Origin of the sequence: Paenibacillus sp. FSL H7-0357 (genome assembly GCF_000758525.1) — a bacterium.
Classification (GTDB): Bacteria; Bacillota; Bacilli; order Paenibacillales; family Paenibacillaceae; genus Paenibacillus_AQ.
Window position 1 is genome coordinate 4,067,125 of record NZ_CP009241.1, and the last position, 15,359, is coordinate 4,082,483.

Here is a 15,359-nt window from a genome sequence, read left to right on the forward strand (position 1 = left end):
AGTTTATTTCGGACAACGTTTTTTAGCTTTATCAACTGAATATATCTTTAGATTACCGGTTTATTCTAACCGGTTTTTTTACGTACAGTAAGAACTAACGATGATACCCGAGTTAGAGTTTCATTCTCTAAAGATAAGGGTATATAAGCTATATTTTCGAAATATAACCGCAAGCAAGTCACAAGTTGGGAAGTGAGGGGCGTCATGGATTCTGCAGTCAACATCCTGCTCGTAGACGATCACCCGGAAAACTTGGTTGCCATTGAGGCCGTTCTCAGCGGAGAACCTTATCGTCTGGTTCGGGCATATTCCGGTATTGAGGCTTTGCGCTGTTTATTGGAAGAGGAGTTTGCCGTCATTGTCATGGATGTGCAAATGCCGGAAATGGACGGGTTAGAGACAGCCAGCATCATCCGGACCCGGGAGAAAACCAAATTCGTCCCCATCATCTTTATGACAGCCACCAGCAATAAAATGGAGCATATCTTCGCAGGCTATTCCGTTGGTGCTATGGATTATATGACGAAACCCTTCGTTCCGCAAATTTTTAAATCCAAAATCGAGGGGTACGTCAGTATGTATGAAGCTAACAAAACCCTTCAGATCCAAAGTGAAATGTTGAAGAAGCAAACGAGGCAGTTAGAGAAAACCAATCAGGAGCTGATCCAAGCCAAGGAAACGGCGGAGATCGCTTCCCGTGTGAAATCAGAGTTTCTGGCCATGATGAGCCATGAAATCCGGACTCCGCTGAATGGGATCATAGGCATGTCTGATCTGCTTCTTGCCTCCGATTTGCCGGAAGAATATTCAGAGATGGCAGGGATTATCCATACTAGCAGCAATGCACTGCTTTCTGTCATCAACCATGTCCTCGACTTTTCAAAAATTGAATCCGGAAAAATGGAATTGGAGGAGGAACCCTTCTCCCTTCAGCACTGCCTGATTGAAACGATTGATTTGTTTACAGCCAAAATCAGGGAACGGAATCTGGAAGTGGTGGTGCTGGTTGATCCTTCGCTGCCGCCATGTATAAAAGGGGACATGAATCGCCTCCGTCAGGTGTTGAATAATCTGGTGGGTAATGCCGTAAAGTTTACGCATGAAGGCAGTGTATACATAATGGTAAACAAGCTCGCGGAGACGGAGAATTCGCTAACGCTTGAGTTTATGATTAAAGATTCCGGGATCGGAATCCCTCCGGATAAGATAAACGAACTGTTTCAGCCGTTCTCCCAGTTGGATGCCTCAACTACACGTAAGTTCGGAGGCACGGGGCTCGGATTATCGATCAGCAAATCCTTGGTTGAACTAATGGGCGGCACGATCCGGGTAGAACCATCGAATGAACCCGGCGCAACATTCATTTTTACAATTGCAGTCAAGACGCTCATGAGCCCAATTCAACCTCCAGACGAGTCAGATCGGAAGCCGCTGCATACGGATGCTACAACCCAGAGCCATACGCCGGCTCCGATTCGTGTCTTGGTTGGAGAAGATGACAACGTAAGCCGGAGGCTAATGAAACAAATGCTGGAAGCACTCGGCTTCTTTGCCGATTTGGCGGAGAACGGCACAGAGGTACTGGCAGCTTTGGAACAAACGCCTTACGATCTGCTTTTCCTCGATCTCCGAATTCCCTTCAAAGAGGGCTGGGAGACTGTACAAGAAATCAAAACGAAAGTTAAAGACAAACAAACTGTGATCATTGCCATGACGGCTAACGTTTCTAAGCAAACGATGCAGTGCTGTTTGTCCTCGGGCATGGATGATTTTATCGCCAAGCCTGTTCGATCAGAAGAGATAAAACAGGTCATTCAAAAATATGTGATGGAAAAGGGGCAGTGTTGAGTTTATGAGCAATCAAGACCAAATCAACGAAACGAACGACGATCAAATTGGCGTCGGCGAACTGCTCAACGCCTTAATGGCGATGAAGAAAGGCAACTTCTCCTACAGGATGCCCTATGACCGTACGGGTATGGCTGGAAAGGTAGCGGATACATTTAACGAGATTATGGATATTCAGGAAGCTCTGGTGTCTGAAGTCCAGACAGTAGCCAAGGTTGTCGGAAAAGAAGGGAATCTTTCGAGAAGGTTTGTGCAGAAGAATCTGGGTGGATCATGGGAAACGATTACTGATTCGTTGAATGGTCTGGTCATCGACTTGATTCAACCGACGAGTGAGATGGTCCGGGTTATTAACGCCGTAGCCAAAGGCGATCTGTCCCAGAAGGTGGAACTTGAAATCGAAGGACGAGCTCTTACGGGTGAATTCCAGAGAACAGCAAGCAACATTAATATGATGGTGAATCAGCTCAGCACCTTTGCCTCCGAGGTTACTCGTGTGGCGCGCGAGGTCGGTACGGAAGGAATCTTGGGCGGCCAGGCAGACGTCAAAGGGGTATCGGGCACATGGAAAGATCTTACGGACAGCGTGAATTATATGGCGACAAACCTCACGGATCAAGTGCGTAATATCGCGGCGGTAACCACTGCTGTCGCAAATGGTGATCTGTCAAAGCAAATCACGGTTAATGCGCGCGGAGAGATTCTCGAACTCAAGAATACGATTAACACGATGGTGGACCAGTTGTCCATGTTCTCCTCCGAGGTTACTCGTGTGGCGCGGGAGGTTGGCACAGAGGGCAAACTCGGCGGGCAGGCGGATGTCAAAGGCGTATCCGGCACTTGGAGAGATTTAACCGAAAGCGTTAACTACATGGCGTCCAATCTGACTAACCAAGTGCGTAACATCGCAGTTGTTACGACTGCGGTCGCAAATGGCGACCTGTCGAAGAAGATTACTGCTGATGTGCAAGGCGAAATCCTGGAGCTTAAGAACACCATCAACACGATGGTGGACCAATTGTCCACCTTTGCTTCCGAGGTTACCCGGATGGCGCGTGAGGTCGGTACGGAAGGGATACTCGGCGGGCAGGCGGATGTTAAAGGCGTATCCGGCACATGGCGGGATTTAACGGAAAGCGTTAACTACATGGCGTCTAACTTAACCAACCAGGTGCGTAACATTGCGGAAGTGACCACCGCCGTTGCCAAGGGCGATTTGTCGAAGACAATTACCGTTGATGCGAAAGGTGAAATCCTCGAATTGAAAAGCACAATCAACATCATGGTGGACCAGCTCAGCAACTTTGCCTCCGAGGTTACCCGTGTGGCGCGGGAGGTTTCAACAGAAGGAATCCTCGGCGGGCAAGCGGATGTTAAAGGGGTATCCGGCACTTGGAAGGATTTAACTGACAGCGTTAACTTTATGGCTGGTACGCTGACCGATCAGGTGCGCAATATCGCTGAAGTGACGACTGCGGTTGCGAAAGGGGATCTATCCAAACAGATCACGGTTAATGCGAAAGGCGAAATCCTTGAGCTTAAGAACACAATTAACACGATGGTGGAGCAGCTTTCCACCTTCGCTTCCGAGGTTACACGGGTGGCGCGCGAGGTTGGTACCGAGGGCATGCTGGGTGGACAAGCCCAAGTTAAAGGCGTTGCGGGTACATGGCGAGATTTGACCGAGAGTGTAAACTATATGGCTTCGAACTTGACCAACCAAGTGCGCAACATCGCCGTCGTGACGACGGCCGTCGCAAACGGAGACCTGTCTAAGAAAATCACGGCGGATGTCCAAGGCGAAATCCTCGAGCTCAAAAATACCATCAATACGATGGTGGACCAACTCTCGATGTTCTCCTCCGAGGTTACGCGGGTAGCGCGTGAGGTAGGTACGGACGGGAAACTGGGCGGACAAGCACAGGTTAAAGGGGTTGGAGGGACCTGGAAGGATTTGACTGAAAGCGTTAATAACATGGCCCGGAATCTGACGGACCAGGTGCGGAATATCGCGGACGTTACGACGGCGGTAGCAAAGGGTGACCTGTCCAAGAAAATCACCGTAGATGTCAAAGGCGAAATCCTTGAACTCAAAAATACGATTAACACAATGGTGGACCAGCTCTCGACCTTCGCCTCCGAGGTTACACGCGTAGCGCGCGAGGTTGGCACAGATGGAAAACTTGGCGCGCAAGCGGAAGTTAAGGATGTTTCCGGTACGTGGAAAGATTTGACCGATACGGTTAACTATATGGCCAGTAACTTGACCATTCAGATGCGCAACATTGCCGGCGTTACAACGGCAGTTGCGAACGGGGATCTGTCCAAGAAAATCACCGTCGACGTAAAAGGTGAACTATTGGAACTGAAGAACACGATAAACACGATGGTGGATCAACTAAATTCGTTCGCATCCGAGGTTACGCGGGTGGCGCGGGAGGTCGGTACGGACGGCAAGCTGGGCGGACAAGCTCAAGTGCGCGGCGTCGGCGGAATCTGGAAAGACCTCACCGATAACGTTAACATCATGGCGACCAATCTGACGGATCAGGTGCGCGGGATTGCCAAGGTCGTGACCGCAGTTGCAAACGGCAACCTGAAGCAGAAACTGACTGTTGAAGCCAAAGGCGAAATTGCCGAACTGACGGATACCATCAACAATATGATCGAGACGCTGGCCACCTTCGCCGACCAGGTGACCACCGTGGCGCGGGAGGTAGGTGCCGAAGGGAAACTGGGTGGACAAGCGAACGTGCCTGGCGCAGCCGGTACTTGGCGCGATCTCACCGACAATGTTAACTACATGGCGAGTACGCTGACCACTCAGGTGCGTGCGATCACCAATGTCGCCACAGCGGTGACGAACGGTGATCTGTCACGTGCCATCGACGTATCCGCATCCGGAGAAGTCGCAACGCTGAAAGACAACATTAACGAAATGATACGGAACCTGAAGGAAACAACCCGGATCAATACGGAGCAGGACTGGCTCAAAACCAATCTCGCCAAATTCTCACGGCTGCTTCAAGGACAAAGAGACTTGTATGCGGTCAGCCGTATGATCCTGTCCGAGCTGGCTCCGCTCGTGTCCATGCAGCATGGTGTCTTCTACATCAATGAACCGTTTAACGGCGAACCGGTGCTGAAGCTGTTTGCCAGCTACGCTTACCAAAGCCGCAAACATTTGGCGAACGAATTCCGGGCCGGGCAAGGGTTGGTCGGCCAGTGCCTGATCGAGAAACAGCGGATCCTGCTCACTAACGTGCCAGGTGACTATGTCGTGATATCGTCCGCTTTGGGAGAAGCCGCACCTCTCAACATCATTTTGCTGCCGATCATATTCGAAGATCAGGTGCTGGCGATTCTGGAACTTGCATCCTTCCGCCCATATAGTGATATCGACATCGCCTTCTTGGATCAGCTTACGGAATCCATCGGAATCGTGATTAACACGATGCAGGCGAACCAACGTACGGAGGAGCTGCTGATCCAATCGCAGTCACTCACCGAAGAGCTCCAAAAACAGCAGATGGAGCTGCGGAATACGAACGACGAGCTCGAAGATAAAGCAAAGTTGCTCGTGCTGCAGAAGGCGGAAGTGGAAAGCAAAAATCATGAGGTAGAGGTGGCCAAACGATATCTGGAGGAGAAAGCGGAACAGCTTGCCCTCACGTCCAAGTACAAATCCGAATTTTTAGCCAATATGTCGCACGAACTTCGTACCCCGCTGAATTCCTTGCTGCTCTTGGCAGAACAGCTTGCCGAGAACCCGGAGGACAATCTTCACGAGATTCAGGTGAAGTTCGCGAAAACCATTCAGGACTCTGGACTCGAATTACTTAATCTTATTAACGATATTCTCGATCTGTCCAAAATCGAATCAGGCACAATCACACCAGATTACAGCGATGTATCTTTGGCCGAACTGACAGGCGGGCTCGACCGTACTTTCCGCCACATGGTGGACGCTAAGAAGCTTGACTACAGAATCAAAATTGATCCCGGTGTTCCGGCAAGCTTAGTGACGGACTTCAAGCGGCTTCAGCAAATTTTGAAAAACTTGCTTTCGAACGCCTTTAAGTTCACGGAGCAAGGGCAGATTATGCTTCAGATCCGGAAAGCAAGCGAGGGCTGGCACCAAGAAAATGAATCACTGAATCGTGCTAAAACGGTCATTTGCTTCTCCGTCAGCGACACGGGAATCGGCATCCCTCATGAGAAACAGCAGATCATTTTCGAAGCCTTCCAGCAGGCGGACGGCAGCACGAACCGGGAATATGGCGGAACGGGCTTGGGACTTGCAATATCCCGGGAAATTGCCGAGATGCTGGGTGGAGAAATCACTCTGTACAGTGAAGTGACCAAGGGAAGCGTATTTAATTTGTACCTGCCAACTGAAGCGGAATTCACGGAACCGGAGATCAAGAGAACACATGTACCAGAGGTGATTGATATCACCCCGCCCAAACGCAGAAGCAGCCTAGTCAGAGCGGCGGAAGACACTTTGATTGACGACCGGGATAACATTGAACCGGGTGACCGTGTATTCCTGATTGTGGAGGATGATCAGAAGTTCAATGAAATTATTCTCGACCTCCTCCATAAAAAAGGAATCAAAGCTGTCATTACGGCCAGCGGGTGGGATGTCCTGGAACTCGTTCAAAAGTACAATCCGATCGCCATAACGTTGGATCTGCATCTTGGTGGGGATACGAACGGTTGGCTGGTACTCGATCAGCTGAAGAACGATATCCATGTGCGGCATATTCCGATTTGCGTCATGACCGTTGACGAGGACGAGGTGCTTCTGCTGCAGAAGGGTGCTCACGATTATTTCCGGAAACCTGTGACGAACGAAGAGTTGGAGAATGCTTTGGATCGTCTGAACCAATTTGCGGACAAGAAGGTTCAAAATCTGTTGGTGATCGTCCATGATGAGCAGGAGCGCAAGCAAATTGTCGACCTGCTAAGCAATCAGGATCTCAAGATCACGGCAGTGGACACGGGGCGCAAAGCGTTGAACCAGATCAACACGAAAGATTTTGATTGCGTCGTGCTGGACAACAGCTTACCGGATATGAATCTTATTCGATTCGCCCGAGATATGTACAAAAATGCCAAAAACAAAAGAGTTCCCGTCGTAGCCCGCCTGAGCAAGAAGTTAACACCGGCGGAGGAGAACGAGTGGGATGAGTTAGTCAAAATGGTGGTTCTCAAAGAGGTGAAGTCGAATCTCCAATTGATCGATGAAACGACTCTCTTCCTGCACAGTAAGGCGGAGAAGCTCCCTTCCGGCTCAAGGGAAAAGCTGGTCAAACTGCATAATTCGGATGAAATGATCGAGTATAAGAAAGTGCTTGTGGTGGATGATGATATCCGGAACATTTTTGCACTAACGTCAATTTTGGAACGCCATCAAATGAAAGTCATTCCTGCGGAGAACGGCCAGGATGCCATTAACCTTCTGGAACAGAGTCCGGACATCGAAATCGTGCTGATGGATATCATGATGCCGGGTATGGACGGTTACGAAACAACCCGCGCTATCCGGCAGAAAGAGCAATTCAAGAACCTGCCCGTTCTTGCACTCACAGCGAAAGCCATGAAGGGAGACCGGGAGCTGTGCCTCGAAGCCGGCTGCTCGGATTACATCACCAAACCGGTCAACAGCGCACAGTTGTTATCAATGATGCGCACATGGCTAGACCAATAACCCATACGTTCGATAAGAAAGCCCTCGTCCTAAAGACGGGGGCTTTTAGACGTTATCTAAACGATTTCCAAGAACAACAGACCGATTAGCCCATGGATAGACCAGCTATCGGAATAAACAGGCGATTATCGGAGGCTATCACTCCTCTAAATTTATATTTCCTGAAGCTGAATGCACACTCAGCGTGGAAGCTTCCGTATTAGCCGTGCCTACCGTGCCCTTTAGGCTTTGGCCGCCGCCGTCCGTCTGAATCTCTGTGGATGCCTCGACGCCTAAGTTGATCTTGCCCGATTGGGTAGATGCATCAACCTCCCCCGTGAAGCCGTTGACGGTGATATTGCCTGAATCGGCGTTCAGCGAGATTGTCTGTGCCTGGCCTTCAAAGGTTATATTGCCGGAAGCTGTGGCCAGACGGATGGATTCATAGCTTTGTTCCGGCAGTTCCAGGTAGAGGGTCTCATTCTTTAAATGGATGAATCCGGATGCCGGTTCAGTGTTAACGGTAAGCACCCCCGCCTCCAGCCCCGCCGGCAGCTCACCGCTTGTTTTCATACGGAGCTTTACTTCTGAATCCTTGGAACGGCTCACCTTAATGGATTGTCCTTCAGTTTTCACTTCAATCTGCTGTACCTTGGATCCCTCGAAAGAAGCTGTTTTCTCCACAGCTTTGTCCCCGCAGCCTGCAAGTACGAGGATAACGAACGCTGCCGCGATGAGGACAAACCATTTCTTGCCTTTATATTTTGTCATATGGATCTCCTTCTTATTGATAAATTACCGGTCTGCAAAAGCCGGGTGGTTATGCCTGCAGCGAATAAAAGAATGGTCAAGATGAGATAAAGCGCAGGGTTCCTTTCGAATATCCCCAAAAAGTCAAGTGAGGGAACATGATTGAGCGGTCCCACATACCACCAGAGCAAATAAATGACCTCAAACAACTTTTTTGAGCCGCCTAATGTGCCCAGTGCAAGCGCCAAAGTTGGAATAAAGAGGATAGCCGTTCCCCAAGCCAACAACGAAGACATCTGACCCTCCACGATGAAGCGAAGGATTGCACCCGTCGAAAACAGCAAGGTGATGAAGACGCCGGAGAGCCATTCTGTCAACCACTTTGCCAGCGGCGAACTGCTGGACAAGATAAGTTCAGTGGTGAAATTATGTTTATCCCGCGTGCCTAACTGCGACCATAAAGCTAGGGGCCATATCATAATAAAAGGCAGCCAGTTGTTTATGGAGTTTGGCGTAATCAGCATAGGTCCTGAAATGAGCACTATAGCGGGCAGCTTCCACCACAGGGACATGCCTTTCAGCATAAGCTTCAGCTCGGCTTTGACCCGCCCGGGCAACCTTGCACTCTTCACTTTTATTGCCGGAGACAGCTTCAGCGAGACACTGTGTTCTATGCCCGCAAGCGGAAAAGATGTTGTTTTCCCCTTGCCCGATGCAAGCAGCGGATGAGCTTTGGATGAGCTTTCCGAGTTTTCAAAACGCCGAAACAGCAGGGCTGAAAGGACGATACCCACTATACCCGCAGCTATCCAGACTAGCCGGATTAGGACAAGCGAACGATCCCATGCTGCGCCTTCCCACACAAACGTGGAGATCGGGCCCTGTGTCGGATAATACCCAAAGCTTCCGCTCTCCTCAAGACTGGAGAGGGTAGGATAATGCTCCGCTGCACTGTGGGCCATCGTTTTCAGAATACCGTTGATGCCGAACAAATCCCCCCAATCGCTTGGCGCGGCAATGGACACCGCACCGACAGCGATCCACAGGCAGAAGAACAACACATTTCCCAAAACTCCCTTAAAACCGGGAAACACATCAAACAGGATGGTTAAGGAAGAGAGCAGAAACAGGGAGGGGAAGGTTACATAAAAAAAGGGAGCCATATAATCCATTAGCCGGAGCTGGGAATCTTCTCCCCGAAGCAGCTGCATGGCCATAAATGCCACTACCAAAACAGCTCCAATCACCAGCAGTACCACAAAATTCGCCGCCGCCTTACTGGCGATATATCTGATTTTCCGGACAGGGGCGGAGGCGATTAACGGCCCGAGCTTCAGGTGAGCATCTCCCGATATTTGGCTTCGAAGCATGAAAAAACCGAACAGCCAGAGCAGCATTGTGGACAGCATCGCCGCAAGTCCGCCCAGCCAGGCCGAATTATAGATGCCTCTGACCCCGCCGATATAAAAGATTTCATACCCGGAAGCAGCATCCGGTACGCAGGCATAACCGGCAAACACGCTGATTCCTATGACGAGCAGGAAGGAATAACTGCGCATCTGACTTTTCAAATTGCTTTTGATAATATAAAAGTAGGCTGAGAGAGTACGGATCATGGCTGAACTCCTAACGAGGACACAGTATACAGGTACGCATCCTCCAGTGAAGCGGGCAGCAGGGTGGCATTTGCGCTGGGGCGCAGATCGGAAACGATCCGGGTATGGATGCCGTCGCTGCGCTGAATGGCGCTGCTTATCGTGTATTTGGCCTGCATGTCCGGCAGGGAGGAGGCAGGCAGGATGCAGTTCCAGACCTTCTGCTCCACACTCTGAATCAAGTTCTCCGGTGCCGCATGCTTGACAAGCCGTCCCTTCGCCATCAGGGCGATGGAGGGAGCGATGGACTCAATGTCGGTCACAATATGCGTTGATAAAATAATGATTCTATCTCCTGACAAGCTGGACAATAAATTGCGGAATCCGATTCTTTCTCCGGGGTCCAGTCCGACCGTAGGTTCGTCGACAATGAGCAGCGACGGATCATTAAGCAGAGATTGGGCAATGCCCACCCGCTGTCTCATGCCGCCCGAGAATCCGCCGAGCAGCCGTTTCCGGTCGTTTGAGAGATTTAAAATTTCCAGCAGCTCGTTGATTCGGGACCGGGCGGACCGGGCGGACAGACCTTTCATTGCCGCTATGTATTCCAGAAATTCAAGCGGGGTCAGATTCGGATACACGCCGAAATCCTGCGGCAAATATCCCAGCTCCTTCCGCAAAACCTGCGGCTGCTTGGCAATATCCACACCGTTCCATTTGATGCTCCCTTGACCCGGTTTCTCAATAGTCGCAAGCATCCGCATTAATGTGGATTTACCGGCACCATTTGGGCCGAGCAGTCCGGTCACACCCTGTTTGAGCTTCAAGGTAATGCCGCTAAGGGCCTGCTTTGCGCCGTAGCTTTTAGATACCTGTTCAATTTGCAATTCCATCTCTATTCCTCCGTCACAATCCAATTGCCATACCATTCCTTGGCGGCGTAACATAAGATTAGCCCACAAAAGTAAAAACAAAGCAAAATTGCGGTTAAAAGGAAACAGCTGGCAAGAGAAATTCCAAAAGGAATGATAAACTGAGAGAGAACTTATGCACTCAGGGAGGAAATACTGTTGCTGAATGACAATATGAATGCAGAGAAAATTCTACTGGTCGATGATGAGCTGGGGATTTTGACCTTGCTGGAGATTACGTTGAAGAAAGAGCGCTACCATAACATCACAAGCTGCTCAACCGGGGAACAAGCATTATTTTTCGTGAAAAATCATACCTATAACCTGATCCTGCTGGATGTAATGCTGGGGGATGTGAATGGCTTTGACCTGTGCCGTGAGATCCGCAAGCATACAGACACACCAATTATTTTTATCACCTCCTGCGCAAGTGATTTCGATAAATTGACCGGGCTCGGGATCGGAGGGGATGATTATATTACGAAGCCTTTTAATCCGCTTGAGGTCGTTGCCCGGATCAAAGCTTTGTTCAGAAGGCAGAACCTCACCCAAGCCTCTTCTTACGGGAACTCGGAAAGTGAAAGGAACAAGGAATACAATTACGGGCGTTTTATTCTGAGGCCTGCGGACGCTGCATTGATCGTGAATGGACAGACTGTGGAATGTACGGCCAAGGAGTTGGAGCTGCTCAGCTTCTTTTGCCGGAATCCGAACCGGATCTATACGACATCTCAAATCTATGAACTGGTATGGGGCAGCCCCGGGTATGGCGATGAGAAAACAGTCACTATTCATATTTCCAAGATCCGGAAAAAGCTGGACGACAATCCGAAAGCCCCCGAGCTGATCATTAACCTGAGAGGGATCGGTTATAAATTTGTGCCACCGGTCAAGGGGTTCTGAGATGAAAACGGGATTTCGGTTCAGTGTCCATTTTGCCATCGGATTAATTGCCTGGATGCTTGGACTCGGCATTACCATGATGATTACCGTGGATGTGCTGTTTCCTCTGCTGGGCCTGCTGGAAGGGCAGGAGTATTATGATCTGTACATTCTGGCGGTATTTGTGCTTAATATTACCGGATGCAGCGTGCTGTTCGGCTGGTACTTCGGGAGTCCGTTAAGATTCATGATGTCTTGGATTGCTTCCTTATCGGGCGGGAATTTCGAACCTCCGACTGCAGCAAAGGGCATCTTCAAACGGAACCAGAAACTGAAATCCCGCTACCGGCTGTACAGCGAATTGATAGTGAACATTGAGTCGCTGTCCGCCAGCCTGAAGAAGTCCGAACTCGAACGCCGTAAGCTTGAAGATAACAAAAAAGATTGGGTGGCCGGCATCTCGCATGATCTCAAAACACCGTTAACATATGTCACGGGATACTCAGCTCTACTGCTGAATGAAGAGTACAGCTGGAACGCGGAGGAACAGCGAACGTTTCTGCAAGAAATCCAGTCCAAAGGGCTGCATATGGAGGAATTGATCAGCGACATCAACCTCTCTTTTCAGATAAATGAGGATCATGCCTCTTTGCCCATGCAGTTTGGCACTCTGGAGTTGATCGGCTTCCTGCAGCGGCTGATCGCCGATGTCGGCAACGATCCAAGAGCAGTGTCCTACCTGTTGAGCCTGGATGCAGAGATAGAGTCGCTGGAGCTTGTTGCTGACGAGAAGGTGCTCTACCGGGCGCTGCAAAATGTGCTGATGAATGCCGTGCTTCATAATCCGGAAGGAACTGCCATTCATGTTACTGTGCGGCGGGAGGGAGAGGAAAGTGCAAATATCATGATTTCCGACAATGGCACTGGTATGGACGAAGATACGCTGAACAATCTGTTTCAAAAATATTACCGCGGAGCAAAAGGCAGCTCCCATAAGCTGGGAACAGGACTAGGTATGGCTATTGTAAAAAACCTGATCCTCGCACACGGCGGCTTCCTGACTGTAGATAGCGAAGTAAGTAAAGGAACCACATTTCATATCCGTCTACCTGTCCGGGTGCATGAAAAGTCTACTTGAGCTTGAGAGATCAGTTGAAATTTTGAACAAGATATGAAAAAATAAGTTGCTGTATCAAATCCGGAACTTCCATGAACAGTACTATCTGGTTTCGGACAAACGGATAAAATTGGACTAGGGGTGAATTTGATGTTTTGGACTCCATTATTTGAAAACGACGTACCAGTAGCACACTTCTGCTCTTAGTGGAGTGAGTGTGACTACATCTCTCCGTTAGGGGCATTTGTGGCCTAATTAAAAAACGGAGGGTATAAAAGATGAAAAACACCTTATTAGGTTCTTTATATTTAACTTTAGCTTCCATGATCTGGGGCGGTATGTACGTTGTTGTTAAAATTGTAGTATCGGTCATACCTCCATTAGAACTTGTATGGATGAGATATTTAGTAGCCATTGTTGCACTTCTAGTTATCGGCTTCATCACACGACAGAACTGGCGAATTGAGAAACGTTATTTTATCTTAATCGTAGCTATTGGGCTCATCGGTAATACGATTTCAATTGTTGCACAGGAAACGGGTACCATGTTATCCACAGCACAAATGGGAGCCATTATAACTTCTTCAACACCAGCATTCATGGTTATTTTTGCTCGCCTTATCCTTAAAGAACAGTTGACATTAAAAAAGGGAATCTCTGTTTTATTAGCGACAATTGGGGTGCTTTTCATTGTTGGAATTGGTGATGTGAATTTATCCAGTACACTTGGAGGTATTGCCCTGCTTATTGCTGCATTAACATGGGCCCTCATGTCTGTACTTGTAAAACGTTTGCCAAGTGATTACTCACAAATTGTGGTAACCACCTATTCCATCTTAGTAGCCCTAATCGTGTTGACTCCTTTTGTATTGCCGCGGTTACACGAGATTAGTATCTCTCAACTGGCTCACCCGACGATTTGGGGAGGACTCTTATATTTGGGTATTGTTTCAACAGCAGGCGGATTTCTACTTTGGAATCGCGGATTGCAAATGCTTAATGCCTCAAGTGGAGGAATATTTTTCTTCTTTCAACCCCTGGTTGGAACATTACTTGGATGGCTTGTTCTAGGAGAGAACATAGGTGTAGCGTTTTGGATCGGCTCTATCCTAATTTTTACAGGTGTTCTATTCGTTATCAACGAGAAAAAATAGTATTTAAGAAACTCCATTCGAATGTATGAAGTGCACCCTTGAGAATAGACATTGGAATAACCCCCTTGTTAACCAATAAAATTCTAGGGGGTGCATTTACAGCCATGCTGATCATCACACTATTCTTTTGGATAGTACCTATCAATAAAGTGCGTACTACTTTTTTATGTGTGCACTGTTTAAACTAACCTTACTTTGAAGTAAGGGAGACGATAAAATGACTAAAAAAACGATACGCCTGTTAATGCCGCAATGGCAAGGGGGAAACAACCCTAACTATTCTTTTGGAGCCGAGCTGCTTGCTTGGTTAGCTCCGGACAATGATCAACCTCTTATTAATGTACCTGTTCAGGCTTATGATGGAACTCCGCTTGAGAATGAGAACGGTATGAATGGAAGAAAACAGCTACTTAAACAATTAGAGGCAGCTTATCATATCATTGATGCTCATAAGCTCCTAAGTGAGAAGATTATTCGCTGATATGTACTTGCAGCCACTGTTGATTTCTCTCCCCATACAATTGCCGGTATGCCCTCAATTTTTATTTCCTGCTTCATCATTTAGTGGAAGTTGAATATACTTATCCCATCGCCGAGTGAATTCAGGAGATATTCCTGAAATTGCCCGGTTTTTTCATAGAAAGATGCTACATTCAACAGTATAATAGTTTCTGTTATTCAAGTTATATTTATGGAGGAAAATGGATCATGAAATACGACTGTTTAATTGTTGATGATGAAGAAGCGCTGTCAACAAGCACCTGTAAATACTTTAATATGCTTGGCGTGAAGACCTATTGGGTAGCAGATGAACAGGCATGTTTTGATTTTTTTACGCAAAACAAGGCCGATTTGATCCTGCTCGATATTAATTTAGGGCAGCAATCCTCCGGATTTGAAATATGCAAAAAACTGAGAAAAGCCACCAATATCCCTATATTGTTTATAAGTGCACGAACCAGTGATGATGATGTTCTGCTTGCACTAAATATCGGTGGAGACGACTATATCCAAAAGCCGTATGCACTCAGTATTATTTTGGCTAAAGTGAAAACGGTATTGAAAAGATATGGGGGCGATGTTGATGTTTTAAGCTTTGGCAGCTTTACGATGGATCTGATCTCGGAAAAGCTGATGAATGATGGCTGCGAGATTAAATTGAAGGCTATGGAATATAAGCTGCTGTCCTACTTAATCCAGAACAAAAATCGCCCTCTCGCCAAAGAGGAACTGTTCTCTAACGTCTGGAATGACGCAATCACCAGTGACGGAACCTTAAATGTCCACATCCGCAAACTGCGTGAAAAAATTGAAGAAAACCCTAATGAGCCGCGTTATATTAAGACGATTTGGGGGACCGGTTATGTATTTGAGACCGATTAGGGGTGGAAGATGAGCATCAAGAAGGTA

At 48.3% G+C, this 15,359-nt stretch carries 9 protein-coding genes and 1 pseudogene; 7 read left to right on the top strand and 3 right to left on the bottom strand.

The window, feature by feature from the left end:
• Window positions 1–204: 204 nt before the first annotated feature.
• A complete protein-coding gene (locus tag H70357_RS17680; protein WP_038592167.1) occupies window positions 205–1,848 on the top strand; it encodes a response regulator in 1,644 nt (547 codons plus the stop codon).
• Window positions 1,849–1,852: 4 nt separating this feature from the next.
• A complete protein-coding gene (locus H70357_RS17685; protein WP_038592170.1) occupies window positions 1,853–7,561 on the top strand; it encodes a HAMP domain-containing protein in 5,709 nt (1,902 codons plus the stop codon).
• 138 nt (window positions 7,562–7,699) lie between these two features.
• On the opposite strand, the gene H70357_RS17690 is transcribed toward H70357_RS17685, so the two are convergent.
• Genes H70357_RS17690 through H70357_RS17700 form a run of 3 tightly spaced genes read right to left on the bottom strand, consistent with a single transcriptional unit; the run spans window position 7,700 to window position 10,778 of the window.
• Window positions 7,700–8,311, bottom strand: a complete 612-nt coding sequence (locus tag H70357_RS17690; RefSeq protein ID WP_038592173.1) for a DUF4097 family beta strand repeat-containing protein — start codon at window positions 8,309–8,311, stop codon at window positions 7,700–7,702.
• Window positions 8,308–9,906, bottom strand: a complete 1,599-nt coding sequence (locus H70357_RS17695; RefSeq protein ID WP_052092094.1) for a hypothetical protein — start codon at window positions 9,904–9,906, stop codon at window positions 8,308–8,310. Before H70357_RS17695 ends, H70357_RS17690 begins: the two co-directional genes overlap by 4 nt.
• Window positions 9,903–10,778 carry an ABC transporter ATP-binding protein gene (locus H70357_RS17700; protein WP_038592175.1) on the bottom strand — a complete coding sequence of 292 codons (876 nt, stop codon included), beginning with the start codon at window positions 10,776–10,778 and terminating at the stop codon, window positions 9,903–9,905. The genes H70357_RS17695 and H70357_RS17700 overlap by 4 nt, the downstream gene beginning before the upstream one ends.
• 192 nt (window positions 10,779–10,970) lie before the next feature.
• On the opposite strand from H70357_RS17700, the gene H70357_RS17705 reads away from it, so the two are divergent.
• The 5 genes and pseudogenes from H70357_RS17705 to H70357_RS17725 all read left to right on the top strand — a co-directional run bounded on the left by H70357_RS17705 (window position 10,971) and on the right by H70357_RS17725 (window position 15,332).
• Window positions 10,971–11,699 (top strand): response regulator transcription factor, encoded by a 729-nt coding sequence (locus H70357_RS17705; protein WP_038599828.1) that lies wholly within the window; start codon window positions 10,971–10,973, stop codon window positions 11,697–11,699.
• 1 nt (window position 11,700) lies between these two features.
• Entirely contained in the window at window positions 11,701–12,816 is a 1,116-nt protein-coding gene (locus H70357_RS17710; protein ID WP_038592178.1) for a sensor histidine kinase, read from the top strand.
• Between the two features lie 257 nt (window positions 12,817–13,073).
• Window positions 13,074–13,949 carry a DMT family transporter gene (locus tag H70357_RS17715; RefSeq protein ID WP_038592181.1) on the top strand — a complete coding sequence of 292 codons (876 nt, stop codon included), beginning with the start codon at window positions 13,074–13,076 and terminating at the stop codon, window positions 13,947–13,949.
• 217 nt (window positions 13,950–14,166) lie between these two features.
• A pseudogene (locus H70357_RS17720) lies at window positions 14,167–14,403 on the top strand (arginase family protein); the annotation flags it as partial.
• Between the two features lie 254 nt (window positions 14,404–14,657).
• Complete coding sequence (locus H70357_RS17725; RefSeq protein ID WP_038592191.1) at window positions 14,658–15,332, top strand: response regulator transcription factor; 675 nt, start codon at window positions 14,658–14,660, stop codon at window positions 15,330–15,332.
• Window positions 15,333–15,359: the final 27 nt, after the last annotated feature.